The following is a 24,949-nucleotide window of genomic DNA, read 5'->3' as shown; positions in this document are numbered from 1 at the left end:
CTTTCTTTCACTTTTAACGCAGGTCGACGCTATGTGGCTCCTGGTCCTCGCTTATCTGGGTGGTGTGCTGACAATTGTCAGCCCGTGCATCCTGCCGGTTTTGCCCTTTGTCTTCGCCCGTACCGGCCAGCCGTTCGTAAAGAGCGGCCTGCCGCTGCTGGCGGGGATGGCCATTACCTTTGCGCTGGTCGCCACACTGGCGGCGGTGGGGGGCGGTTGGGTGGTGCAGCTCAATCAATACGGTCGCTGGCTTGCGTTGGTGTTTGTCGCGCTGTTCGGGTTGACGCTGTTGTTGCCGCAACTGGCTGAACGCCTGACCCGTCCGCTGGTGGCGGCGGGCAGTCGGTTGTCGGAGGCCGCCGGTGCCGATGCGCGGCCGCGTCCTGGCGCCTCTTTCCTGATTGGTGTTGCCACCGGTTTGCTCTGGGCGCCCTGTGCCGGGCCGATTCTGGGCCTGTTGCTGACCGGCGCGGCGTTGCAAGGGGCAAGCGTTGCGACCACCTTGTTACTGCTGGCCTACGCGGCGGGCGCCGCCACTTCGCTGGCCGTTGCGTTACTGTTGGGCGGTAAAGTCTTTGCTGCGATGAAGCGCTCCATCGGCGCTGGCGAATGGGTGCGTCGAGGTCTTGGCGCGGCGATGCTGGCCGGTGTGGCGGCGATTGCGCTGGGGCTGGATACCGGGATTCTGGCACAGTTTTCGACCGCCTCCACGGGTGGCATCGAGCAGGCGCTGGTGAGTCGTTTGGCCGGTAAATCACCCAACGGCAGCGGGGCGATGATGGCACAGGATTCCGCCTCCAACGGCGCGATGAAAGTGGCTGACAAGGCACCGGGCACGTTGCCGGTGGAGGGCAACCTTCCACCGCTGGACGGCGCCGTGCAATGGCTCAACTCGCCACCCCTCGATGCCCAGGCGTTGAAGGGCAAAGTGGTGCTGGTGGATTTCTGGACCTACTCCTGCATCAACTGCCTGCGCACCTTGCCCTACGTAAAAGCCTGGGCCGAAAAATACCGCGATCAGGGGCTGGTGGTGATCGGCGTGCATGCCCCCGAATTTGCCTTTGAACGCAACGTCGGCAATGTCACCAAGGCCATGAAAGACCTGGGCATCAACTACCCGGTGGCCATCGATAACGACTTCAAGATCTGGCGCGCCTTCAACAACGAATACTGGCCGGCCCACTATTTTGCCGACGCTCAGGGGCGGATTCGTTATCACCACTTTGGCGAAGGCGAATACGCCGAATCGGAGCGGGTCATTCAGCAACTGCTGCGCGAAGCGGGCAATGCCAAGGTGGCGGACGGTCTGATCAATGCCAGCGCCGAGGGCGTCCAGCTTGCGCCGGACATGAACGAAGTGCAATCGCCAGAAACCTACGTCGGTTATCAGCGTGCGGAACATTTCGTGCCCGAAACCGGCCTGGTGCCGGACAAGGTGTCGGCCTACCACCCACCGTCGCAATTGGCGCTCAACGACTGGAGCCTGGCAGGTCAGTGGCAGGTCGGTTCGGAACGGGCCACGGCGAATGCACCTTCCAGCCGCATCGTTTACCGCTTCCACGCTCGCGATCTGCACCTGGTGCTGGGCCCGGGCACTGATGGCAAACCGGTGCGCTTCAAGGTGCTGGTCGACGGCAAAGCGCCCGGCGATGCCCACGGTACCGACGTGGCACCCGATGGCAGCGGCAGCGTAACCGAACAACGTTTGTACCAGCTGGTGCGCCAGCCGGGCGATGTCACGGACCGCACGTTCAGCATCGAGTTTCTCGATCCGGGCGTGTCTGCGTACGCCTTTACCTTTGGTTGATCACGAACTCAATTTTCCAGGGAGTCACCTCATGAAATCTCCATTCAACTGGCGTCGAACCGTTTTGGGCCTGGCCGCTGCCGGCCTCATCGGCCAATGCTCGGCGTTCTCCTTTGGCGCCGAAGACGCCGTCGTCATCGCCCCGCCAGCCCTTGATGAAACCACCCAGGCCCACAGCGAAATCGCTGTGTTTGCAGGCGGTTGTTTCTGGGGCGTTCAAGGGGTGTTCCAGCATGTCAAAGGCGTGAAGAAAGCCGTTTCCGGGTATGCCGGTGGGGCGGCAAATACCGCGCGGTACGAGCGGGTGAGCGAGGGCGATACCGGGCATGCCGAATCGGTTGAAGTCACCTTCGATCCCACGCAGGTCAGCTACGGCACCTTGCTGCAAATCTACTTCTCGGTGGCGCATAACCCGACCGAACTCAATCGCCAGGGGCCCGACAGCGGTACGCAGTATCGGTCGGCCATCTTCGTGGAGAACAGTGAACAGCAACGCGTTGCCCAGGCCTACATCGCCCAGCTTGACGCTGCGCATTCGTTCAACAAACCCATCGTGACCAAACTGGAAACCTACAACGGTTTTTACCCGGCGGAAGAGGAACATCAGGACTTCCTGACCGAGCACCCGACGTACCCCTACATCGTGATCAACGATCTACCGAAAGTCGCACAGCTGAAGCAGCTGTACCCGAATCGCTATCAGGAAAAACCGGTGCTGGTGAAGGCGGGGATGTGAGCAGGCGCGGCCCTTATCCGGAAATCACATTCTTACCCGCGATCTTCGATCGATACAGGGCTTGATCAGCCCGGGCCAGCAGCCCGGTCTGTTGTTCGTCTTCAAAGCGCTGAACCACGCCAAAGCTCATGGTGACTTGATAGTCCCCCACCGGCAGCAGGATGGCGAGCGCACGGCGGATGTCCTCGGTGAGGAGTCTGGCATCGGCCAGCGGCGTATCGGGCAGGATCATGATGAATTCGTCACCGCCCCAACGGGCAAGCAGATCGCCTTCTCGTGCGCACCGCTTCACGCTGTCGACCACCTGCACCAGGGCGGCATCGCCCAGGGCATGGCCGTAGTGGTCGTTGATGTTCTTGAAGTCGTCGATGTCCATCGCGATCAGCGACAGCGGCTGTCGAAAGCGCTGGGCGCGGTCACAGGCTAGGGGCAAGGCTTTTTCCAGGCGGTAGCGATTGGCGACGGAGGTCAGCACATCGGTTTCGGCCAGTTTGCGATTTTCTTCGAGTTGAATCTGCAATTGCTGATTGACCCGGGACAACTCACGGGTGCGCTCCTCGACGATGGCTTCGAGGGAGTGATTGCGCTGCTCCAACGCTTCGAGCAAGCGTTTCTTGTCGGCGATGCTGCGGTGCGCGCCCACCATTCGCGCCACCGATCCGTCGGCATTGCGCGCGATCACGTAACCGCGGTCTTCGATCCAGGTGTAGGTGCCATCCTGCATGCGACAGCGATATTCGGCCTGATAGGCGGGGGCGCGACGATTGAGATAGGCATCAAACTGCGCCATGACGTGCGCGTGGTCATCCGGGTGGATCACGTTTTCCCAGGTCAACACGCTGTTGTCCAGGGAGTGAGGCGCATAGCCCAGCATTTCGTACCAGCCCGGATTGCGGTAGACGAACCCGGTGTTGGCGTTCCAGTCCCAGATGCCTTCGCTGACCAGTTCCAGGATGGTGTGCAGCATGTCTTCGTTCAAATCCGACAGATTGAACTTCAACGACTCGTTGTTCGAAGCGTCTTCCATCACTGCACTCCCTGTTGCGCTGATGTCAAAGTAACCCGCAAGCGGCGCAGAGTAGTCGATGGGGCGGCGAGCCCGCTAGTGTTTGCCCCATTTCTGCAGGGCAAATTCGACAAAACTGCGCAGTTTCGGCAAACGGTAGCGATCCTGGGCGTACAACAGGTTCATCGGCCGGCAGGGCGGCAGATAGTCCGGCATCAGGGCCAGCAGTTTTCCGTCCTGCAGGTCTTGCTCCACCAAGGCATCGGGCAGCAAGACGATCCCCATGCCGGTCCGCGCCGCTTGATGCAGCCCGGCCGAGCTGTTGATCAACATCGGTCCACTGACCGCCACCGACACTTCACCTTCCGGCCCGCTCAGGCGCCATTGCTTTTCCACCGACTGCCAGTCATCGCCGGCGGGGTAGGCGAAGGACAGGCAGTCGTGGTGCTGCAGGTCGAGCGGATTTTCCGGGGTGCCCCGGCGACGCAAATACTCTGGGGAGGCGCACATGGTCAGCGTGTAATCGACGAGTGGGCGGGCGATCAGGTGGGGCTCCTCGGTGTTGCCCAGGCGAAAGGCCACGTCGATCCCTTCTTCCAGCAGGTCCGGGCGCCCGTTGCTGAGGACGATGTCCAGCTTGACCCGTGGGCACAGCAGCGCAAATTCGCTCAACGCCGGCGCAAGTTTTTCAGTGCCGAAAGTCAGCGGCGCAGTGATGCGCAGGGTGCCGATGGGCTCGTCGAGGGCCTGTTCGGCCAAGCGCTCGGAGTCGGCGACCAGGCCCAACACTTCCAGACAGCGCTGATAGTACGCCGTGCCGAACTCTGTCAGGCGCTGGCGCCGCGTCGTGCGGTTGAGCAAGCGCACTCCCAGGCGTTGCTCCAGCGCTCGCAGGTGATTTCCCACCATGGTGGTAGACATTTCGCACTGTAAAGCGGCCGCCGTCATGCTGCCGGCTTCCACCACCCTGACGTACACGGTCATTGCCTGGAACACATCCATTATCAAGCCCAGCTTATAAATGATTGAAGTGAAGCGGTGTTTATCCAGCTCAGGTGGCTAACCATACTGCAAAAACACCGACAATTGATGGAGCTTGATGTCATGACCGCCGCCTGCCTGATGAGCACTTACCAACCACTGGCCCTGAGTTTCAGCAAGGGCCTGGGCACGCGCCTGTGGGATCAGGCCGGCCGCGAATACCTGGACGCAGTGGCGGGTGTGGCCGTGACCAACGTCGGCCACTCTCACCCGAAAATCGTCTCGGCCATCAGCGAACAGGCCGGTTTGCTGCTGCACACCTCCAATCTCTACAGCATCGATTGGCAGCAGCAACTGGCGCAGAAACTGACTCGGTTGTCGGGCATGGAGCGGGCGTTTTTCAACAATTCCGGCGCCGAGGCCAACGAAACGGCGCTGAAGCTTGCGCGGCTGTACGGCTGGCACAAAGGGATCGAGCAACCGTTGGTGGTGGTCATGGAAAACGCTTTCCACGGTCGAACCCTCGGCACCTTATCCGCCAGCGACGGCCCGGCGGTGCGCCTGAGTTTCAACGAGCTGCCGGGGGATTTTGTCAAAGTGCCGTTCGGTGACCTCGAGGCACTGGACGCCGTGCAACAGGCCCACGGCCCAAGGATTGTGGCGATCCTGATGGAACCGATTCAGGGCGAAAGCGGCGTACAACTGGCGCCGGCAGGTTACTTAAAAGCCGTGCGCGAACTGTGCAACCGGCGCGCATGGCTGCTGATGCTCGACGAAATCCAGACCGGCATCGGCCGCACCGGCCAGTGGTTTGCGTTCCAGCACGAAGGCATCGTCCCGGACGTCATGACCCTGGCCAAAGGCCTGGGCAACGGCATTCCCATCGGCGCCTGCCTGGCCCGAGGCAAAGCGGCTGAACTGTTTACACCCGGCAGCCACGGCAGCACATTCGGCGGCAATCCGCTGGCCTGTCGCGTCGCTTGCACGGTGTTGGAGATCATCGAAGAACAGGGCCTGCGCGAAAACGCCAAGCTCCAGGGCGAACGCTTGCTTGCCAGATTGCGCATGGAGTTGGCAGACCACCCGAACGTCCTGGCCATCCGTGGACAAGGCCTGATGATCGGCATCGAACTCAAACAACCGATCCGCGACCTGACCCTGATCGCCGCACGGGATCACGGCTTGCTGATCAACGTCACCCGGGGCAAAACCATTCGTTTGCTGCCGCCGTTGACGATTGATGAGCGGGAAGTGGAGATGATTGTGAGAGGGGTGAGTCGGGCAGTGAACTCAGTCTGAGTTTTTACTCAGTAATGATATAGGCACATCAAGACGCATACCTCGTCGTCTTTAACCGAATAGACCAACCGATGTTCACCGGTAATTCGACGTGACCAGCAGCCGCTGAAGTTGTGCTTGAGCGGTTCTGGTTTTCCGAGTCCGTCGAACGGCTCTCGCAGGATGGATTTGATCAGGAGGTTGATTCTTTTGAGTCCGGCCTTATCGTTTTGTTGGAACCACAAATAGTCTTCCCAACCTTCAGAAGTGAACTCAATATTCATTCTTCGATGAGTTGCCTTGACTTGGTTTTTCCTGCCCGCAAATGGCTGATCGATTTGATCAGCCGTTCAGCATTGGCAGGCGAACGAAGCAGATAAGCAGTCTCTTCGAGAGCGTTGTATTCCGCCAGCGACATCATCACTACCGGCTCGCCTTTCTGGCGAGTGACCAGCAATGGAGCGCGGTCTTCATTGACCCGATCCATGGTTTCGGCCAGGTGTGCGCGTGCGGTGGTGTAGTTGATGGTTTGCATGTTGTAGTCCTCGCTCGATGCTAAGAACGTACAGAAATGAGTACAGGATGACAAGGCGATACCTACGAGTGGTCGTTATGCAGACGATGCATCTGCGTTTGTGCTGAGTATCGCTGAATGTCCGTCGAGACGTTTCCGAGACTCGTGTAATCCCAATCCGATTTGCATGCCATCCATGTGCCCAAGTGTTTGGATATCGGCCATGCAGACCCTTTGCGTCGCAAGCCTTATGCTGCGACAGTCACTTGCCCATCAGTGCCTGACGCGCCTTGGCTCTGGATCGCCAATGCCGAATCACCGCGATCGCCACGGCCAGCACCAAAACGCCCAGCGCAATCGGCAGGCGATACGGTTTGAGGTTGCCCAACACACTTTCTAGCGCTTGACCCGCCCAGTAACCGGCGCTGGCAAACAGCGTTGCCCAACCCACTGCACCCAAGGCATTCAGCAACGTAAACCGGATCGGTGACAGGCCGCTGGCGCCAATCACCACGGGCCCCACCAGACGCATGCCGTACAGAAAACGCACCGCGAAAACCGACGTCGACGGGTAACGCGCGATCATTCCAGTCACACGTTCGACGGCGGCTTGTTTTTTACTCAGGCGCGGCAAGAGCCGTCCGCCGAAATACCGTCCGCTCCAGAACAACAATTGATCGCCAATCATCCCGCCCACACTGGCCCAGGCAATCACCGGCCATAACTGCAACAGATGCTGGTGAGCGGCCATGCCACCCAGGATCAGGATGGTTTCACCTTCCAGCAAACAGCCGAAGAACACTGCCCAATAACCGTAAGTGGCCAGTAGATAACTGATGTCTATGTGTTCGAACAAGGACGCTCCTTGACGGATGAATCAGTTGGCGTGTCGCGGGTGGTCCGCAAATGCCGTGATGTCGGCGCGATGTATGAGTTTGATTTTTGAACCGCTGAATCGTTCGAACAGATGTCGATGTGCGGAAAATCCGCTGGCGTCTTCGCGAAGACGGTAACTGCCAGCCCATTCCAGCAACGCTAGCAGTAACTCGTCATCGGACGGCTTTTTTTCTCGCTGACGAATGTTGTCCATGCAGCTTTCGTCCTCGACACACAGCCAGATCAACGCAGTAGCGCGATGGATAAGTTCGCTGATTATCCAGCCGTAAACACCCTCGATGACCCAACGCTCTTCATCGGCTGCGATCCGCGCCATTCCCAATGCTTCTGCGCGCGGGCGGGGGATGCTGTGTTCGTCGGATAGCCAGTGAATTGAATCGAGATCAACCCAAGGTGCTTTAAGATGCGCGGCCAATCGCTCGGCCAGCCAGCTCTTGCCGGAGCCGGAGTTGCCGATGATCAAGGTTCGAGCGAGGTCCATGAGCAACACCGATCTACTGTAGGAGCGAGCTTGCTCGCGAAAAACATCGCATCACCGCGTTTGTTCAGGTTGCATGCGTCATCGTTGACGTCCATCGCGAGCAAGCTCGCTCCTACAGGGGGCTATATACGTCAATCGTCGTGCTCTGGCGCCACCATCCGCGTATTAATGTCCCGAGGTTGCCCTTTTTCATTAAAGAACACCTGCCCGATTCCCGCCGAACTCCACCGCCGCCGCTCACCCGCCTCAGGAAGTGATATCTCCTCCCTGACATCCACCTCGCCGTTGGCGACCAACCAGCGAAACACCTCGCTCACCGACACCCTGTGACTGCGCTCGATCCAGCGCACCACCGCCGGGCCATAGTGTTCGGTGTAGCGGCTGAGCACCAGGTGGCGGCAGTCGGCCGACAGGCGCAAGGTGATTTCCCGACAATGCAGGTTCGCCGCGTCGTCGCAGCTCACCCGTTGTTGAAGAACCAGGCTTTCAGAACCCATCGGCCGGTGCTCCTGTGCATTGCCGCTGGATTTTCTCGGGCGTGCCTTGCTGGCCCTCGACCACGAAGTTGGCACGATGCTCGGCGACCACATTGCGCAACGCGCTGTAATAATCCGGCAGTTTTTGCAGGCTGTCGGTCAGCGGCAGGGCTTCTGCGCGTCCGTCGACGATGCCGCCCACGGTGTTGATCGTTGAGAGTGTGTCCACGGTATCGCTGTTGTCGCCGAACGGATCGACCATGAAACTCAGCACACGCCCGGTCGCATCACGGCTATTGGACGTGCCGAGCAACGGCAGTTCGACGATTGGCCCGTTGCCAATGCCCCACACACCGAAGGTCTGGCCGAAGTCGGCTTTGTGACGTGGAATGCCGGCTTTGCCGGAGACGTCGATCAAGCCCACCACGCCCACCGTAGTGTTCAGCACGAACCGTCCAAGCGTATTGGCCGAACGCATCGGGTTGCCTTGCAGCAAATCATTGATAAACACCTTGGGTTCGCCAAAGTTCGCCACGAAGTTATGCACACCCGTCTGGAAAAAGTCTGGCGTTTGACGATAGCCGCGAGCGACCGGCGCGAGGGCGTAATCATCCACCACCCGGTTAAACGCGAAGACGCCCCGATTGAACGGCTCTGCCGGGTCGTATACCGAATAGGTGATGTCGGCGCAGCTCACTTCGGCGCTGGAGGACGGCTTGCTGCTGCAGCCCGCCAACCCGGCGACCAGCACGGCGATCGAGGTGTTACGGGCAAGCCAAGGGGCACATTTGAAAGGCAACATGGACGCGAGACTCGGGAGGAATTCGTGGTGATGCTGGGGCCCGAGCCTTGCGCAAAGATGTCCGGTTTATTGCGTCGCTGTCGTTTTATTGCAGGATTGAAATATATGACGTGCTGCCGTGAATGGTTTTAGATGGGGGCTCCATCCGCCCCCTCAAGCTCAAGTGACCTTCGGTGAACAGCCTTTTAATTGTCGACGATGACCTCGAAGTCCTCGATCTGCTGAAAAAATTCTTCGTCCAGCACGGCTACGGCGTCGAGGTCGCCACCGACGGCGCGTCGCTGTGGGCGGCCATCGAACGCCAGGCGCCCGACCTGATCATTCTCGACGTCATGCTGCCGGGGGACAGCGGACTGATCCTGTGCCAGCAACTGCGCATCCGCCATGCGATCCCGGTCATCATGCTCACCGCCATGGGCGAGCTCAGCGATCGGGTGGTCGGCCTCGAACTCGGCGCCGACGATTACCTGACCAAACCCTTCGACGCCCGAGAACTGCTGGCCCGGGTGCGCGCCGTCTTGCGCCGTGTGGAGGACCGCCGGCCGCTGGAGCAGGAACGTCCACGGCCGCTGATCGACTTCGCCGACTGGCACCTCGACGTCACCCGGCGTGAACTGCGCTCGCCGGACAACGTGATGATTCCGCTGTCGGCCGGCGAATTCGATTTGCTGCTGGTTTTCGTCGAACACCCGCAACGCATCCTCACCCGCGAGCAACTGCTGGACCTGGCGCGGGGGCATTGCCACGACGCGTTCGATCGCAGCATCGACGTGCAAGTCAGCCGCTTGCGACGCAAACTCGAATCCGACACCAAGCGCCCGGCGATGATTCGCACTGTGCGCAACGGCGGCTACCTGTTCACCCCCAGCGTGACACGGCGATGAGCTGGCTGAAGCGGATCCGGCGGGATACGGTGGCGCGCTGGATTGCCCTGACCATCATCCTCGCCATGCTGATTTCCCTGGCGCTCAACGGGCTGTTCATTCAACTCGCCGGGGTCTGGGGGCGACCGCCTCTGACCGAAATCGGCCTGCTGGAAAAAGCCGCCGCCATCGCCCGCGTCATCGAAGCCGCACCGGCGACCCTGCGCAGCCCGTTGGCACAAGCCGCCAGCGAAAAGGGCTTCACCGTCAGTTGGCACGCGGATCGACGCAATATCAACCTGCCGAATACACCGGATGCCACGTCCGAACTGGGCAAGCAGATCTTGCAGCCGATGCTCAAAGCCCCGGATCGGCGCATCGAAACGTACGAGCCGGCCGACTGGACCGAGCACACCGAAGAGGCGCACTACGCGCTGCTGATTGAACTTGCGGACTCGACCTGGCTGATGTTCTCCGCGCCTTCACGCAGCTGGGGTCTCGACGAAACGCCGCGCTACCTGATCGTCATCGTGCTGGCGCTGATCTCCACCGCGCTGGTCGCCCTGATTGCGACCCGCCGTCTCGCCACGCCCTTGCAGCGTTTTGCCGAAGGTGCCCGACGCTTCGGCGTGGACTTTCGCGCACCCCCCATCGAACCCCTCGGACCGCAGGAAATCCGTCAGGCGATCCTCGCCTTCAACGCCATGCAGGCCCAGTTGCAACACTTCATCCGCGACCGCACGCAAATGCTCGCCGCCATCTCCCACGACCTGCGCGCGCCGTTGACGCGTATGCGTTTGCGCGGCGAATTCATCGAGGATGCCGAGCAACAGCAGCGGCTGTTTCGGGATGTGGATGAAATGCAGGCGATGATCAATTCGGCGCTGGAATTCTTCCGGGATGATGCGCGGCTTGAACCGGCGACCCAGTTTGATCTGGCCGAACTGCTGCAAACCTTGCTCGATGACTACCGCGATCAGGGGGTCGAGATTGCCTTTAGCGGGCCGATGCGGCTGGTGTATTTCGGGCGACCATTTGGGTTGAAGCGGGTGATGACCAATCTGCTGGATAACGCGATCAAGTACGGCAGCGAGCCAGCGATTGAACTGATGACTGAGGCCGGGGAAGTGCAGATCAACGTGCTGGACCGTGGGCCGGGTATTGCGCAGGCCAGTCTTGAGCAAGTGTTTGTGCCGTTCTTTCGCATGGAAGGATCGCGGAACAAGAGCACGGGCGGTGTGGGGCTGGGGTTATCGGCCGCACGGGCGATTGTGCTGGAGCATGGCGGGGAGTTGAAACTGACGAATCGAGCGAAGGGCGGGTTGTCAGCGTTGGTCATCTTGCCGGTGCATGCGGGTACAGGATTCGGACTACAGTGAATGCTTCATGCCGTTCGCGGGCGCTGGGGAAAGCGCTGATCAGAAGAGAGGACTTATGAAACGGATCATCTTGCCGGCACTGGCCACCCTGATGTTGGTGCAACTACCGGCCTATGCCATCAGCGACAAGTACCGAAAACAACTTGAGCAGTCCGGTTGCACGCAAGTCAGCGAGACTCAGGGCTGTGACATCCACAAGAGCAAAGCGGAAAACGCCAAGGCCGGGTTCACCAATCCTGCGGCGGACAGCTCAAGTACCCAAACGCCGTATGCCGGGCAGTGGGTCGCCAAGAGCGATGCCGGCGCGACGGTTGCCACGATTCGGATCGATGCCAAGGAGCAGGTCTGGGTCAATGGCAAGCGGGTGAACGCCAAGCGCACCGATGGGACGCTGCAGTTTCGCCAGGGCAAGATGACCTTCACGATTCAGGGTGATCGGCGGCTGCAGAATGAGGATTTCTGGACCGACAGCGATGCCGGAACCAAGGGGCCGATTCAGATTGAATAGCCTTCAGAATTTTCAAACCCCCGTAACAAATGTGGGAGCGAGCCTGCTCGCGATAGCGTCAGTTCAGTCAACATCAATGTTGAATGGACTGCCCTCATCGCGAGCAGGCTCGCTCCCACAGGTTTTCATCCAGCAGGATTTAACCTAAGCCTTCCACCCCGCCCCACTGACCGCCGCTTGCGCCAACGGATGCAAATCCGCCGGATGCTCCGTCTGCCACGCCAGCAACTCCATGCGCATGCCCGGCGTCCAGTACATCTGCAGATGATTACGCACACCGAGCACGGCCGCTTGCTGATCCGGCTCGGTGGCAAAGTACTGGGCGATCTGGTTTGCCATCTTGATCAGATTGGCCGTACTCATCGGCGTACCTCCGCTTTAGCGCCCTGGCGGCGTTCCTTGAGCAAACGGTGCTGTTCTTCAGTGAATTCCTGAAAGCGTTTTTGCCATTCCGAAGGGTGGTAGACGCGGCTGACCTCCACGGCGGTGACCTTGTATTCCGGACAATTGGTCGCCCAGTCGGAGTTGTCCGTGGTGATCACGTTAGCCCCCGACTCAGGGAAGTGGAACGTGGTGTACACCACGCCCGGCGCCACCCGTTCGGTGACCCGCGCACGCAGCACGGTTTGCCCGGCGCGGCTGCCGATGCCTACCCAATCGTCTTCGTTGATGCCACGGCTTTCGGCGTCGGTCGGGTGGATTTCCAGACGATCTTCATCGTGCCACGCAACGTTCTCGGTCCGCCGCGTCTGCGCGCCGACGTTGTACTGGCTGAGGATGCGCCCGGTGGTCAGCAGCAGCGGATAGCGGTTGTTGACCTTCTCCTCGGTGGGCACATAACCGGTGAGCATAAAGCGTCCCTTGCCACGCACGAATTGCTCGATGTGCATGGTCGGCGTGCCGTCCGGCGCCGCCGCGTTGCACGGCCATTGCAGGCTGCCGTGGCGATCCAGTTCGGCGTAGCTGACGTTGGTGAAGGTCGGCGTCAGGCTGGCGATTTCATCCATGATCTCCGATGGGTGTTTGTAGTTCATCGGGTAACCCAGCGCGTTGGCCAGCGCCACGGTGCCTTCCCAGTCGGCCTTGCCGCCCAGCGGGTCCATGACCTTGCGTACCCGCGAGATGCGGCGTTCGGCGTTGGTGAACGTGCCGTCCTTTTCAAGGAACGAAGCGCCCGGCAGGAATACGTGGGCGAACTTCGCCGTTTCGTTGAGGAAGATGTCCTGCACCACCACGCATTCCATGGCCGACAGTGCAGCGGTGACGTGCTGGGTATTCGGGTCGCTCTGGGCGATGTCCTCGCCCTGGCAGTACAAACCTTTGAAACTGCCGGCCAAGGCTGACTCGAACATATTGGGAATGCGCAGGCCGGGATCAGGTTGCAAGGTGACGTTCCACGCCTGTTCAAACTGCGCCCGCACCGTTTCGTTGGATATGTGCCGGTAGCCGGGCAACTCGTGGGGGAAAGACCCCATGTCGCAGGAGCCCTGCACGTTGTTCTGCCCCCGCAACGGGTTCACGCCCACGCCTTCGCGGCCGATGTTGCCGGTGGCCATGGCGAGGTTGGCGATGCCCATCACCGAGGTGCTGCCCTGGCTGTGTTCGGTGACGCCCAGGCCGTAATAGATCGCCGCGTTGCCACCGGTGGCGTACAGGCGAGCGGCGGCGCGGATGTCGGCAGCAGGCACGCCGCAGATCGGGCCAATGGCTTCCGGCGAGTTTTCCGCACGGCTGACGAATTCGCTCCAGCGGGCGAAATCGTTGCCCTCGCAACGGGCGTCGATGAAGGGCTGATCCTGCAGGTTTTCGGTAATGATCGTGTGGGCCAACGCGTTGAGCATGGCAACGTTGGTGCCGGGGCGCAGGGCCAGGTGATAGTCGGCGCGGGCGTGCACCGAGTCCACCAGATCAATACGTCTTGGGTCGATCACGATCAGCCGCGCACCTTCACGCAGGCGGCGTTTGAGCTGCGAGGCAAACACCGGGTGCGCATCGCTCGGGTTGGCGCCCATCACCAGGATCACGTCGGCCTGCATCACCGAGTCGAAACACTGGGTGCCGGCGGACTCGCCCAGGGTTTGCTTCAATCCATAACCGGTCGGTGAATGGCAAACCCGCGCACAGGTGTCGACGTTGTTGTTGCCGAAGGCGGCGCGCACCAGTTTCTGCACCAGATAAGTTTCTTCGTTGGTGCAGCGGCTGGAGGTGATGCCACCGATGGAATCGCGGCCGTATTTTTGCTGCAGGCGGCGGAATTCGCTGGCGGCGTAGGTCACCGCTTCATCCCAGCTGACTTCCTGCCACGGATCGTTGATGTTGTTGCGGATCATCGGTTTGGTGATGCGATCCGGGTGGGTGGCGTAGCCCCAGGCAAAGCGGCCTTTGACGCACGAGTGACCGTGGTTGGCCTGGCCGTTCTTGTCCGGAACCATGCGCACCAGTTGGTCGCCTTTCATCTCGGCGCGGAACGAGCAGCCGACGCCGCAATAGGCGCAGGTGGTGATCACGCTGCGTTCCGGCTGGCCCAATTCGACCACGCTTTTTTCCATCAGCGTCGCGGTGGGGCAGGCCTGCACACAGGCGCCGCAGGACACGCATTCCGAGTCGAGGAAGCTATCCCCACCGGCAGCGGCCACGCGGGACTCAAAACCGCGCCCGGTGATGGTCAGAGCAAAGGTGCCCTGGGTTTCTTCGCAGGCACGCACGCAGCGGTTGCAGACGATGCACTTGCTCGGGTCGTAATCGAAATAGGGGTTGGATTTATCCTTCACATCGGCGAGATGGTTTTCGCCTTCATAGCCGTAACGCACTTCTCGCAGCCCAACCTGGCCAGCGACGGTTTGCAGCTCGCAGTTGCCGTTGGCCGAGCAGGTCAGGCAGTCCAGCGGGTGATCGGAGATGTACAGCTCCATGACATTACGGCGCAGGGTCGCGAGCTTCGGTGTCTGGGTGTGCACGGTCATGCCTTCGGTGACCGGCGTGGTGCAGGACGCGGGATAGCCGCGCATGCCGTCGATCTCCACCAGGCACATGCGGCAGGAGCCGAAGGCTTCCAGGCTGTCGGTGGCGCAGAGCTTCGGAATGGTGGTACCCATCAGCGCAGCAGCGCGCATCACCGAAGTGCCTTCGGGAACGCTGATGCTGCGGCCGTCGATGTTCAGGGTGATTTGCACCTGGCTCTCGCGGGCAGGCGTGCCAAGATCCATATCGGTTTTCGGATCGAATACAGTGATCATTGCTCGGCCTCCGAGGCTTGCAGACCGAAGTCGGCGGGGAAGTACTTGAGGGCGCTGGCGACCGGGAACGAAACCATGCCGCCCAACGCGCAGAGCGAACCGTATTGGAGCGTGTCGCAGAGGTCCTTGAGGATGATCACCTGCTGATCGCGATTGGCCTGATCCGGCGCAGCCAGCAGGCGGTCGATTACCTCGACGCCCCGGGTCGAACCAATGCGGCAAGGCGTGCATTTGCCACAGGATTCCTCGGCGCAGAACTCCATGGCGAAGCGCGCCATGTGGGCCATGTCCAATGTGTCATCCGCCACCACCACACCGCCGTGACCGAGCATCGCACCCATGGCGGCGAAGGCCTCGTAATCCAGCGGCGTGTCGAATTGCGATGGCGGTACCCAGGCGCCGAGCGGGCCACCAACTTGCGCGGCCTTCAGCGGCCGGCCACTGGCGGTGCCGCCGCCGTAGTCTTCCACCAGTTCGCGCAGTGTCAGGCCGAAGGCGCGCTCCACCAGACCGCCGTGACGGATATTGCCCGCCAGTTGGAAGGGCATGGTGCCAAGGGAACGGCCCATGCCGTAGTCGCGATAGAACTGCGCGCCTTTGGCCAGAATCAGCGGCACTGAGGCCAGGGTCAGTACGTTATGCACAAGGGTCGGTTGGCCGAACAGGCCCTGCAACGCGGGGATCGGCGGCTTGGCGCGGACGATTCCGCGCTTGCCTTCGAGGGAATCCAGCAGCGCGGTTTCTTCACCGCAGATGTAGGCGCCAGCACCCACTCGCACTTCCATATCGAAGGCCAGACCGCTGCCGCCGACATTGGCGCCCAGATAACCGGCTTCACGGGCGATGTTCAGCGCTGCGCGCAGCGTAGCCACGGCGTCGGGGTATTCCGAGCGGACATAGATGTAGCCGAAGGTGGCGCCGACGGTGATGCCGGCAATGGCCATGCCTTCGATCAGCAGGAAAGGGTCGCCTTCCATCAACATGCGGTCGGCGAAGGTGCCGGAGTCGCCTTCGTCGGCGTTGCATACGATGTACTTCTGCGCCGCCTGAGTGCCGCGCACGGTGCGCCATTTGATCCCGGCAGGGAAGGCCGCACCGCCACGGCCACGCAGGCCTGAATCGAACACCGCTGTGGCGGTTTGCTCGCCACCAATGGCGACGGCCCTTGTCAGGCCTTCGAAACCGCCATGGCCGCGGTAATCGTCCAGCGACAACGGCCGGGTGATGCCGGCGCGGGCGAACAGCAGGCGTTGTTGGGATTTGAGATAAGGCAGCGCTTCCACCAGGCCCAAGGCCAGAGGGTGGCTGGAATCTGTTTGCAGTGCATCGAGCACGGATGGCACATCGTCTGCGGTCAACGGACCGAAGCCGATCCGGCCTTGCGGGCTGTCCACTTCCAGCAACGGCTCCAGCCAATACAACCCGCGTGAGCTCGTGCGTTGCAACTCCAGCGGCAGATTAAGTGCCTTGGCCTGAGTGATCAGCGCCGTGGACACCTCATCGGCACCCACCGCACGGGCCAGCGAATCACAGGGCAGATAAAGAGTCGGCATCACGCGTCCTCCCGGCAAGCATCGAGCAACGCATCCAGCCGCTCGGCACTCAGCCGCGCATGCACCCGGCCATCCAGCTCCAAGGCCGGCGAACAGGCGCAGGCACCGAGGCAATAAACGGGGCGCAAACTGATGCTGCCATCGGCGCTGCTACCGTGATCGTCCAGTTGCAGACGTTCACGTAACTGCGCGGCAAGCTGCTCGGCGCCACGGCTCTTGCACGACTCGGCGCGGCACAAACGCAGAATATGCTTGGCCGGCGGCGCGGTACGGAAGTCATGGTAAAAACTGATCACCCCGCGAACCTCGGCCTGACTCAGATTGAGGGCATGAGCAATCTCGGGGACGGCGACATCGGGGACGTAACCGATGCGTTCCTGAATATCATGAAGAATGGGCAATAGCGCACCGGGAGTACCCTTATGGCGCTCCAGCAGGGTGTTGACCACAGGCAGGTGCAACTCAACATCAGGCATTCAGCAATCCTCACGGTCACGGACAAACCAGATGGTCGTCGTTCGTCCGAAAGTGTCGGCTGCGGCACTCACACCACGTCACGGTATCGTGGCAATTTCAGGCCGGTGGCCAGGGTGCCCTGAGTGGGCATCTTGTTGTGCCCGGTGCGGTCTTTGCCGCACCTTTTATAGGGCATTAAGGCAGCTTGCCACGCTGCTATTGATTCATCTGCACCAAAGCGACGTGTTCGGTTCTGCCTGCGACTCTTCATTAAGTCTAGAAGATAGCGAGGCGAGGCGAGGCGAGACGCTGTTGCTGGAGGGTTGTTACATAATTTCTACCGGACAATCCAAACCCCTGTAGGAGCGAGCTTGCTCGCGAAAAGCGTAAGGCAAACACGGTTCCAGCCAGAACCGTCGACGTTGACATTGTGAAGAGGCTACGGCAGCATTGATCCCAATCGCGCCCGATCCTCTGGTGCTGGCTCAGTCCGGCATTACGTTCGGGCCTTCTTGTTTATGGAACATGGAAGTTGCCTAAACCAGCCCCACCAAAGCCGTTCCTTACGTATCCCGATATGGTTGCGCTGCTGACCAACAGGGGTATGCAAATCAATGATCAGTCTCGTGCAGAGCGCAAGCTCGCGCAGCTAGGGTATTACCGTCTCAGTGGATTCTGGTACCCGGCGCGGGAATTTAAAATGAACGGTCTTTTGCAGGAAATCTGCCCGGTCGCGGGCAAGCCTCTACGTCTGGACACTTTCCAGAGGGCCACCTCCTTCGATGCGATCGTAGACCTGTACCAGTTCGATAAACGATTGCGAATGCTCATGCTGGATGCGATCGAGCGTCTGGAGGTTCACTTCAAGACCATAACGGCTCACGAGGTCGGCTATCACGACCCGATGGCCTACACCAATGGGAAATTCATTCTGCACAAATGGACCCAGCCGTACACGGACAACCGTGGTATTGCGCGCAACAAGTGGACAGATTGGAGCTTGAAACAGCAGTCGCATATTGCGCGCAGCAAAGAGGACTGTATTCAGTGGCACTTGCGGGCCGGTAAGTCCATCCCTGTCTGGGTCGCAGTGGAAGCTTGGGATTTCGGGGATCTTTCTGAGTTCTTCGAACTGCTCACTAGCAAGTATCAGAATCTGATACTTGCGCGCCTAGGTTTGAACAACGCCAAGATGCTCAGTCGGTGGATGCAGCAGACCAGCCACTTGCGCAACCGCTGTGCTCACCATACCCGCATATGGAATCAGGCTTCGGCTAACCCGTTATCGGTCCCCTCCGAGCCGTATTTTCAGACGTTGGGGCTGGACCAACATGCGCTCAAGCGGCTGTATGGGTTAATCGCAGTCATCTGGTTTCTACTTCAGAAGATCGCACCTGCTTCGACCTGGATCAACGAGGTTGCAGATCTGATCGATCATAAGCCCGCTATGCCCGGCTGCACTTTCAAAGCGATGGGTTTTCCAGATGAAACGGGGTTTCCTCGACATTCGTTCGGGATCTAGTGAATTTCGAAGTCAGTCCCGAAAAAATCGAGGCTGACTTCACCTATCCATTCACGGGAGCAGCGGCGTGCAGGCTGACTCTGCAATACCGATCGAGATACGGTATGAAGTCATTCTCAAGCCGTTCATTCGAAAATAAGGGAAAGACAGATGATTGATTTCAACAACAAAGGATTCTTCAAACTCAAGCAAAACGACGAATACGCCGAACGCGTTTCCGCCCTTTTGATCGACGGCGAACACGTCATCGACTCCTACAAATCCATGCGCGACGGCGTCGTGTTCACCAACAAACGCATCATCGCCGTCAACGTGCAGGGCATCACCGGCAGCAAAAAAGACTTCACCTCACTGCCTTACAAAAACATCGTGGCCTACTCGGTAGAGACCTCAGGCACGTTCGACCTGGATTCGGAACTGGAGATTTACTTCTCGTCGCTGGGAAAAGTGAAATTCGAATTCACCGGCAAGACATCAATGGTTGAAATCTCCAAACTGATCTCTCAGCACCTGCTCTGACCCGAGTCGCTGCCGCACCAACCCCACCCAATAAAAAGCCCCGAAAACCCGAGGCCAATCCAAATACCAACTAACACACAAAACCCCCTGTAGGAGCGAGCCTGCTCGCGATAGGGCCAGCCCAATCAACACAAATGCTGACCGTGCCACCGCAATCGCAAGCAACGTACCCACTCAGGCCAAAAATGCCCGTCAGCCCGCCACAACCCCCGTAGGAGCAAGGCTTGCCCGCGAAAGCGCCAGCCCGAACAACACCAACGCTGAATCTGCCGTCGCAATCGCAAGCAACTCACCCCACAAGCACACACCTACCAACAAGACGGGGAAGGGGACAGATTTGTTTTTCAAATAAATCTGTCCCTTTTCTATGTCATGACTGACGTTAAATCTTAATAGCCTTCGCAACTAAAGCTAAGTCGGGTAATGATTTGTCATGCAATTTTAATACTCGACTATTAAGTTTACTTTCCATTTTTCCTAAGAATCTAGTGGAGCGTAGAGTACTTTTAAAGGAGCCATACTCCTCTCTATCATAAGTATCTACGGCGGCATCATAGAATACGTTCGCTGCAACCGATGCATACTTTGCGATAGCATTTTGAAATTCTTGGCGGCATAGCCTTTCTAGAGTTATTAACTTCGAGTCTATGTCTGAAATTTTTCTTAGGATTTTGTAACAGGTGTAAACAATCCAATATGCACTCGTAACCATCAATAAATTAGAGTTGGGGTCTCCAGCAAGGCCGTCAGCCAGTTTTTTACGCTCTACTTCTGCGGAGTTTCCTACTAACCAAGCAAGGAGAACTTCCACTGGCTTTATGCCGCGATGAAATATCTTTTGATAAGGCTCATCGAATAGCTCACTCTTATTGTCAATAGCTTGGATCAGGTAGGACTGCTCGAGAGACGCAAGATATTGCGCTAATTTATCGAGCTCAATAATTTTAGGATCTTTCCGAGTGCGCGAACCGGCTTGCTTAGGAGCGTAGATCAATCCTACCTTTTCAATTTCTTTACGAAGGTGTTCTTGAATGTCGTCGACAGCCCGAACAGTCCAAATTTTAACAGTGTTCTGAGAATTGTTGAATCGAACAATTTCATCTTTAAGGCCAACCTTCGCGGAGATAACTCTCGCCAAAACCTTTGCATCTGCAGCTGCATTCGCCTTTGTTAAACTAGACGTTGTTTGACAGCCGTTGACAATGCTGAAGCGCTTCAAACGAAGGCGATTCCGGCCATTCTCGTCTGCTTCAATATCTGCGTTATCAGCAACTATGGTGATGCCGTTATTAAGTGCCCAGAAATTACCCGGAGTGGTTTGGGCGGTTTTAATAATTTGTTCATTAATTCCTCCCTTGCGAGCTCCTAAGAAAAGCCGCACATTGCCAGCGAAAAGTTTATCCTTGTGCTCTGTGTGCAGCCGTTTTAGCTCGGCGGCTGATACAGATCCAACCCAGGCGCGCCCATAATCACCGCTGTCTTCAAAGTGCTCGCCCGAGAAGTTCAATACGTCCTCAGGTATACCGTTCTCAGCTTCTACAATGGATTTATATCGTGAGCAGATGTCTTCTTGTGCATCAAAAAAGAAACGGGTTTTGTCCGATGCTTGCTTTTGATGGGCTTGAACTGAACGCTCGATAGCAGTTGAATTCTTGCCTAAAGAAATCAATCCAACTGTGAACGAATACGTTGGGAACCTCTTTTTTAGGTCATTAAGCGTTTCTGCCAAGTCGGCTCTGCCGAGCGGCTTGAGCATATCCGGATCCCGTACGTATGGTATGGAGCTTATGACAGCGTCCCATTTACTTTTAGGCGTGACTTTGACGAAGTTAACCGGACAGAGAGCTTGCAGCACCACGATTTCTTCGCTGCTTTGATCTGCAAAAGCAATATCAATGCCCTGGTCGTTACCTCCATCCGCCGCAGCGGCTTCTAAGGCGTCATCTTCTTCGACGTCAAAAAAGGTTATCGCGTACCAAGCTGCAAATGCGCGGCTACGGGAGATTTTAGCCCGGCCGGCCAGTTCGTCTATCGAAGCAAGAATATCTTGGATTGCGTCGGTCATATTTCCTTCGTGGATGCCTTGATATTGAAATGCCACGATAGCCGGTTGCTTGTCTTGATCGCAAGTACATGCTGGCTTAATGCCGCCTTTTGGCCTGAAAGACCATAAGATTTGGGGGCTAGACGGGGGTTGAAATTCCCCTGCGCCAGCAAATATGAAGCAAAACAAAGCCCGCCATGTCTAGGTTTTGTAGCATCCGGGGAGTTGGTGATTTTTGGAGAAAAGGGAGAAAAGGAGGCAAGGGAGAAAAGGGGGCAGATTTTTTATTCACACTCTATGGGCAATCGATGCCTGTCAACCCAAACCAGATGGGAGCGAGCCTCGCCAAGGGCTTCAAGGAGGTTCCCCGATACAACACCACTGTACCGCAACATCATCATCAGGCTGAGTGACGTCATGCCCATGCTCGATGAAATTCTCTGGTGTATGCAAAGCAAGAGCACGACTGATCCGCTCTGGCATGAGAGCGTTAGTTTTACCGAGAAAACCAAGATAATAATCCCGGTCATAGAAGACGGTGACCTCACTCTGGTGAACCCATGGCCACGTCAATAGGCAAGCGACGCGATAGTAACCCTTCGAGCGGTCAGCAGCGTTGGACAGGTGGCTAGCGGCTTCGAGCAGTTGCTGAATGCAGAAGGCCTGAACTTCGATCCTGGCTTGAGGACCTTCGACCAGGGCTTCGTGCACCGGGATCTTCCAGTGTGTGTAGCGCTCCATGAACTCGGATCGCGGGTAAAACTCGTCGCGAAAACTGGAAGCCCAGCGTTCCAGTGCGCGAAGACGGCGGGGGATGCCTCTGAGTGCTTTGTTGCTGAGGGCGATTTGCCGCATTGATACGTCCTTGTGATGCCGGGAAGGTCTTTCGTTGCTGTCTGCTGACGCAATCGAAAAGTGGCGGATATATTTTCATATCAGCCAAGGCCTTATCCAATACCCGTCGGTTTAAAGAGTTACCAAACTTTCCCTGGCCCGATCACTTACTGAATATCTTTCAAATAATCCTTAAGCGCGATGAGCGGCGCATTCAGCTGCACCATTGACCGTGTACTGCTGAAATCAGCCGACAACCGTTGCAGTTCTCGCCCTAGCGGCGTATCAGCCCCGCCTATGGCGTCCAGCGCCACACCTACACAGTGCGCAATCCTGAACTGAATACCCTCGACATCACCCCGGCGTACCAGCAGGCCAAAAACCTCCCGCTCATAATCACTCATGATCGGATCATCCCGCAGAATCGGACTCGACCCCTCCGTCTCATAAGCGAGCTTGAGACAGAACAAAGCAACAGTTTCCAGCAGCAGTTCCATGGGGTGAATCCTTGAGAATTGTCGTACCAGCCAAAAGCGAGAAGATCAAAAGCATCGCCAGCAGGCTGGCTCCCACAAGTCGGTGGGGTGTCGGCCACTTTATCGCAGGCGAAAAAAAAGGCCTTGCCTAAGCAAGACCTTTCTTAATGTTGGTGCCCCGAGGGAGACTCGAACTCCCACTCCTTTCGAAAACGGATTTTGAATCCGCCGCGTCTACCAATTCCGCCATCAGGGCTCAATGGCGGCGAAGTATAGAGATGAGATTACCGTCGGTCAATCAGGTACATAGAGAATTTTTGATATTTCCGCTAGACTTCCCGGCCCTGCTAGACGAACCCCATCATGCGCGTTGCTGACTTTACTTTCGAGCTCCCTGATTCGCTGATCGCCCGCCATCCTTTGGCCGAGCGTCGCGGTAGTCGCCTGTTGACCCTGGATGGGGTCAGCGGCGCCCTGGCACACCGTCAATTCACTGATTTGCTGGAGCATTTGCGCCCCGGCGATTTGATGGTGTTCAACAATACCCGGGTGATTCCGGCGCGGCTGTTTGGCCAGAAGGCTTCCGGCGGCAAGCTGGAAATCCTGGTGGAGCGGGTGCTCGACAGTCACCGCGTGCTGGCCCATGTGCGGTCCAGCAAGTCGCCTAAGCCTGGGTCGAAGATCCTCATTGATGGCGGTGGCGAAGCCGAGATGCTGGCGCGTCACGATGCGTTGTTCGAACTGGGCTTTGCTGAAGAAGTATTGCCGCTGCTCGACCGCGTCGGGCACATGCCGCTGCCTCCTTATATAGACCGCCCGGATGAAGGCTCGGACCGCGAGCGTTATCAGACGGTGTACGCCGAGCGCCTGGGCGCGGTGGCGGCGCCGACGGCGGGGCTGCATTTCGATCAGCCGTTGATGGAAGCGATTGCGGCCAAGGGCGTTGAGACGACGTTCGTGACTTTGCACGTCGGCGCGGGCACGTTCCAGCCGGTGCGGGTCGAGAAGATTGAAGACCACCACATGCACAGCGAATGGCTGGAAGTCGGTCAGGACGTGGTCGATGCCGTCGCCGCTTGCCGCGCTCGCGGTGGGCGCGTGGTGGCCGTGGGGACCACCAGCGTGCGTTCCCTGGAAAGCGCCGCGCGCGATGGCGTGCTCAAGCCGTTCAGTGGCGACACCGACATCTTTATCTATCCGGGCCGGCCGTTTCACGTGGTCGATGCCCTGGTCACCAACTTCCATTTGCCCGAATCCACGCTGTTGATGCTGGTTTCGGCGTTCGCCGGTTATCCGGAAACCATGGCCGCCTATAAAGCCGCGGTCGATAACGGATACCGCTTTTTCAGCTACGGTGATGCGATGTTCATCACCCGTAATCCCGCTCCAAGCGGCCCAGAGGAAACAGTATGAGTCGCGAATGTCGCATGTCGTTTGAGCTGCTTGCCACCGATGGCAAGGCTCGTCGTGGTCGCCTGACCTTCCCGCGCGGTACCGTCGAGACCCCGGCCTTCATGCCGGTGGGCACGTACGGCACGGTCAAGGGCATGTTGCCGCGGGATATCGAGGCCACTGGCGCTGAAATCATTCTGGGCAACACCTTCCACCTGTGGCTGCGTCCGGGCACGGAAGTGATCAAGAAGCACGGCGACCTGCACGATTTCATGAAGTGGAAAGGTCCGATCCTGACCGACTCCGGTGGTTTCCAGGTGTTCAGCCTGGGCGCCATGCGCAAGATCAAGGAAGAGGGCGTGACCTTCGCCTCTCCGGTCGACGGCGCCAAAGTATTCATGGGGCCGGAAGAGTCGATGCAGGTCCAGCGTGACCTGGGCTCGGACATCGTGATGATTTTCGACGAATGCACGCCGTACCCGGCTGACGAAGACGTCGCGCGTATTTCCATGGAGCTGTCGTTGCGTTGGGCCAAGCGTTCGAAAGAAGCCCATGGCGACAACACGGCCGCACTGTTCGGTATCGTTCAGGGCGGCATGCACCAGGATCTGCGCATGCGTTCGCTGGAAGGCCTCGACAAGATCGGCTTTGATGGCCTGGCCATTGGCGGCCTGTCGGTGGGCGAACCGAAGCACGAGATGATCAAGGTGCTGGATTATTTGCCGGGTCAGATGCCGGCTGACAAACCTCGTTACCTTATGGGCGTTGGCAAACCGGAAGATCTGGTTGAGGGTGTGCGCCGCGGTGTGGACATGTTCGATTGCGTGATGCCAACCCGTAATGCCCGCAATGGGCATCTGTTCATTGACACCGGCGTGATCAAGATCCGTAACGCGTTCCATCGCCATGATGATTCGCCGCTCGATCCGACCTGCGATTGCTATACCTGCCAGAACTTCTCCCGCGCTTATCTGCATCACCTGGACAAGTGCGGCGAAATGCTGGGAAGCATGCTCAATACCATCCATAACTTGCGTCATTATCAAGTGCTTATGGCTGGTTTGCGCGAGGCTATTCAACAGGGTACATTGGCCGCCTTTGTCGATGCCTTCTACGCCAAACGCGGGTTACCTGTTCCGCCTTTGGACTGAGTTTTCTGACCCCAAGATTCAACATTTGCAACTGGAGT

The 24,949-nt window shown here is 58.5% G+C and carries 24 protein-coding genes, 1 tRNA gene and 1 pseudogene; 10 read left to right on the top strand and 16 right to left on the bottom strand.

The window, feature by feature from the left end; all coding sequences use genetic code 11:
• The first annotated feature begins 31 nt into the window (after nt 1–31).
• Nucleotides 32–1,807 carry a cytochrome c biogenesis protein DipZ gene (locus EJA72_RS05495; protein WP_157710493.1) on the top strand — a complete coding sequence of 592 codons (1,776 nt, stop codon included), beginning with the start codon at nt 32–34 and terminating at the stop codon, nt 1,805–1,807.
• A 31-nt stretch (nt 1,808–1,838) separates the two neighbouring features.
• Complete coding sequence (msrA, locus tag EJA72_RS05490) at nt 1,839–2,543, top strand: peptide-methionine (S)-S-oxide reductase MsrA (RefSeq protein ID WP_157710492.1); 705 nt, start codon at nt 1,839–1,841, stop codon at nt 2,541–2,543.
• A gap of 13 nt (nt 2,544–2,556) precedes the next feature.
• Here the strand turns inward: msrA and EJA72_RS05485 are convergent, their stop codons facing one another.
• Both EJA72_RS05485 and EJA72_RS05480 read right to left on the bottom strand, forming a co-directional pair.
• Nucleotides 2,557–3,570 carry a sensor domain-containing diguanylate cyclase gene (locus EJA72_RS05485; RefSeq protein WP_157710491.1) on the bottom strand — a complete coding sequence of 338 codons (1,014 nt, stop codon included), beginning with the start codon at nt 3,568–3,570 and terminating at the stop codon, nt 2,557–2,559.
• A gap of 75 nt (nt 3,571–3,645) precedes the next feature.
• Nucleotides 3,646–4,551: a LysR family transcriptional regulator gene (locus EJA72_RS05480; protein WP_157710490.1), complete on the bottom strand. Its 906-nt coding sequence runs from the start codon at nt 4,549–4,551 to the stop codon at nt 3,646–3,648.
• Nucleotides 4,552–4,653: 102 nt separating this feature from the next.
• Here EJA72_RS05480 and EJA72_RS05475 point away from each other — a divergent pair, with 102 nt between their 5' ends.
• Entirely contained in the window at nt 4,654–5,829 is a 1,176-nt protein-coding gene (locus EJA72_RS05475) for an aspartate aminotransferase family protein (RefSeq protein WP_157710489.1), read from the top strand.
• A gap of 8 nt (nt 5,830–5,837) precedes the next feature.
• On the opposite strand, the gene EJA72_RS05470 is transcribed toward EJA72_RS05475, so the two are convergent.
• The 6 genes and pseudogenes from EJA72_RS05470 to EJA72_RS05445 all read right to left on the bottom strand — a co-directional run bounded on the left by EJA72_RS05470 (nt 5,838) and on the right by EJA72_RS05445 (nt 8,978).
• The gene (locus EJA72_RS05470; protein WP_157710488.1) at nt 5,838–6,092 is read right to left on the bottom strand and encodes a Txe/YoeB family addiction module toxin; all 255 of its coding nucleotides are present in this window, start codon (nt 6,090–6,092) and stop codon (nt 5,838–5,840) included.
• Nucleotides 6,089–6,343 carry a type II toxin-antitoxin system prevent-host-death family antitoxin gene (locus tag EJA72_RS05465; protein ID WP_157710487.1) on the bottom strand — a complete coding sequence of 85 codons (255 nt, stop codon included), beginning with the start codon at nt 6,341–6,343 and terminating at the stop codon, nt 6,089–6,091. The genes EJA72_RS05470 and EJA72_RS05465 overlap by 4 nt, the downstream gene beginning before the upstream one ends.
• A gap of 241 nt (nt 6,344–6,584) precedes the next feature.
• On the bottom strand, nt 6,585–7,178 hold the full coding sequence (locus tag EJA72_RS05460) for a DedA family protein (protein WP_157710486.1): 594 nt from the start codon (nt 7,176–7,178) through the stop codon (nt 6,585–6,587).
• Nucleotides 7,179–7,199: 21 nt separating this feature from the next.
• Nucleotides 7,200–7,700, bottom strand: coding sequence for an adenylate kinase (locus EJA72_RS05455; RefSeq protein ID WP_157710485.1), 501 nt, complete (start codon nt 7,698–7,700; stop codon nt 7,200–7,202).
• 269 nt (nt 7,701–7,969) lie between these two features.
• Nucleotides 7,970–8,197: pseudogene (locus EJA72_RS05450) on the bottom strand (hypothetical protein); the annotation flags it as partial.
• Nucleotides 8,187–8,978 carry a VacJ family lipoprotein gene (locus tag EJA72_RS05445; RefSeq protein ID WP_157710484.1) on the bottom strand — a complete coding sequence of 264 codons (792 nt, stop codon included), beginning with the start codon at nt 8,976–8,978 and terminating at the stop codon, nt 8,187–8,189. The pseudogene EJA72_RS05450 and the gene EJA72_RS05445, both read right to left, overlap by 11 nt.
• A 173-nt stretch (nt 8,979–9,151) precedes the next feature.
• Between EJA72_RS05445 and EJA72_RS05440 the strand changes: the two genes are divergently transcribed.
• The 3 genes from EJA72_RS05440 to EJA72_RS05430 are packed head-to-tail and all read left to right on the top strand — an operon-like array spanning nt 9,152 to nt 11,728.
• Nucleotides 9,152–9,862, top strand: a complete 711-nt coding sequence (locus EJA72_RS05440; protein WP_178129070.1) for a response regulator transcription factor — start codon at nt 9,152–9,154, stop codon at nt 9,860–9,862.
• Nucleotides 9,859–11,220 (top strand): ATP-binding protein, encoded by a 1,362-nt coding sequence (locus tag EJA72_RS05435; protein ID WP_157710483.1) that lies wholly within the window; start codon nt 9,859–9,861, stop codon nt 11,218–11,220. The genes EJA72_RS05440 and EJA72_RS05435 overlap by 4 nt, the downstream gene beginning before the upstream one ends.
• 55 nt (nt 11,221–11,275) lie before the next feature.
• Nucleotides 11,276–11,728, top strand: a complete 453-nt coding sequence (locus tag EJA72_RS05430) for a hypothetical protein (RefSeq protein ID WP_157710482.1) — start codon at nt 11,276–11,278, stop codon at nt 11,726–11,728.
• A gap of 144 nt (nt 11,729–11,872) precedes the next feature.
• Here the strand turns inward: EJA72_RS05430 and EJA72_RS05425 are convergent, their stop codons facing one another.
• The 4 genes from EJA72_RS05425 to EJA72_RS05410 are packed head-to-tail and all read right to left on the bottom strand — an operon-like array spanning nt 11,873 to nt 16,993.
• Nucleotides 11,873–12,091 carry a formate dehydrogenase subunit delta gene (locus EJA72_RS05425; protein WP_157710481.1) on the bottom strand — a complete coding sequence of 73 codons (219 nt, stop codon included), beginning with the start codon at nt 12,089–12,091 and terminating at the stop codon, nt 11,873–11,875.
• On the bottom strand, nt 12,088–14,964 hold the full coding sequence (fdhF, locus tag EJA72_RS05420) for a formate dehydrogenase subunit alpha (RefSeq protein ID WP_157710480.1): 2,877 nt from the start codon (nt 14,962–14,964) through the stop codon (nt 12,088–12,090). Before fdhF ends, EJA72_RS05425 begins: the two co-directional genes overlap by 4 nt.
• Nucleotides 14,961–16,517, bottom strand: coding sequence for an NADH-quinone oxidoreductase subunit NuoF (locus EJA72_RS05415; protein WP_157710479.1), 1,557 nt, complete (start codon nt 16,515–16,517; stop codon nt 14,961–14,963). Before EJA72_RS05415 ends, fdhF begins: the two co-directional genes overlap by 4 nt.
• Complete coding sequence (locus EJA72_RS05410; protein ID WP_157710478.1) at nt 16,517–16,993, bottom strand: formate dehydrogenase subunit gamma; 477 nt, start codon at nt 16,991–16,993, stop codon at nt 16,517–16,519. Before EJA72_RS05410 ends, EJA72_RS05415 begins: the two co-directional genes overlap by 1 nt.
• A gap of 557 nt (nt 16,994–17,550) precedes the next feature.
• Here EJA72_RS05410 and EJA72_RS05405 point away from each other — a divergent pair.
• A complete protein-coding gene (locus EJA72_RS05405) occupies nt 17,551–18,495 on the top strand; it encodes an Abi family protein (RefSeq protein ID WP_256679635.1) in 945 nt (314 codons plus the stop codon).
• Nucleotides 18,496–18,645: 150 nt separating this feature from the next.
• Nucleotides 18,646–19,014 carry a PH domain-containing protein gene (locus EJA72_RS05400; RefSeq protein WP_157710476.1) on the top strand — a complete coding sequence of 123 codons (369 nt, stop codon included), beginning with the start codon at nt 18,646–18,648 and terminating at the stop codon, nt 19,012–19,014.
• A gap of 382 nt (nt 19,015–19,396) precedes the next feature.
• On the opposite strand, the gene EJA72_RS05395 is transcribed toward EJA72_RS05400, so the two are convergent.
• The 4 genes from EJA72_RS05395 to EJA72_RS05380 form a co-directional block, all read right to left on the bottom strand.
• On the bottom strand, nt 19,397–21,079 hold the full coding sequence (locus tag EJA72_RS05395; RefSeq protein ID WP_157710475.1) for an AIPR family protein: 1,683 nt from the start codon (nt 21,077–21,079) through the stop codon (nt 19,397–19,399).
• Between the two features lie 333 nt (nt 21,080–21,412).
• Nucleotides 21,413–21,913: a DUF3916 domain-containing protein gene (locus EJA72_RS05390; protein ID WP_157710474.1), complete on the bottom strand. Its 501-nt coding sequence runs from the start codon at nt 21,911–21,913 to the stop codon at nt 21,413–21,415.
• Nucleotides 21,914–22,059: 146 nt separating this feature from the next.
• Nucleotides 22,060–22,389 carry a hypothetical protein gene (locus EJA72_RS05385; RefSeq protein ID WP_157710473.1) on the bottom strand — a complete coding sequence of 110 codons (330 nt, stop codon included), beginning with the start codon at nt 22,387–22,389 and terminating at the stop codon, nt 22,060–22,062.
• A gap of 150 nt (nt 22,390–22,539) precedes the next feature.
• A tRNA-Leu gene (locus tag EJA72_RS05380) sits at nt 22,540–22,624 on the bottom strand.
• A gap of 107 nt (nt 22,625–22,731) precedes the next feature.
• Here EJA72_RS05380 and queA point away from each other — a divergent pair.
• Nucleotides 22,732–23,781, top strand: a complete 1,050-nt coding sequence (gene queA, locus EJA72_RS05375; RefSeq protein ID WP_157710472.1) for a tRNA preQ1(34) S-adenosylmethionine ribosyltransferase-isomerase QueA — start codon at nt 22,732–22,734, stop codon at nt 23,779–23,781.
• A gap of 14 nt (nt 23,782–23,795) precedes the next feature.
• Complete coding sequence (tgt, locus tag EJA72_RS05370) at nt 23,796–24,911, top strand: tRNA guanosine(34) transglycosylase Tgt (RefSeq protein ID WP_178129083.1); 1,116 nt, start codon at nt 23,796–23,798, stop codon at nt 24,909–24,911.
• The last annotated feature ends 38 nt before the right edge of the window (nt 24,912–24,949 follow it).

Origin of the sequence: Pseudomonas sp. PB120 (assembly GCF_009761815.1) — a bacterium.
Taxonomy (GTDB): Bacteria; Pseudomonadota; Gammaproteobacteria; order Pseudomonadales; family Pseudomonadaceae; genus Aquipseudomonas.
Note: the sequence above shows the minus strand (reverse complement) of the source record. Positions and strands in the feature narration are given on the sequence as shown.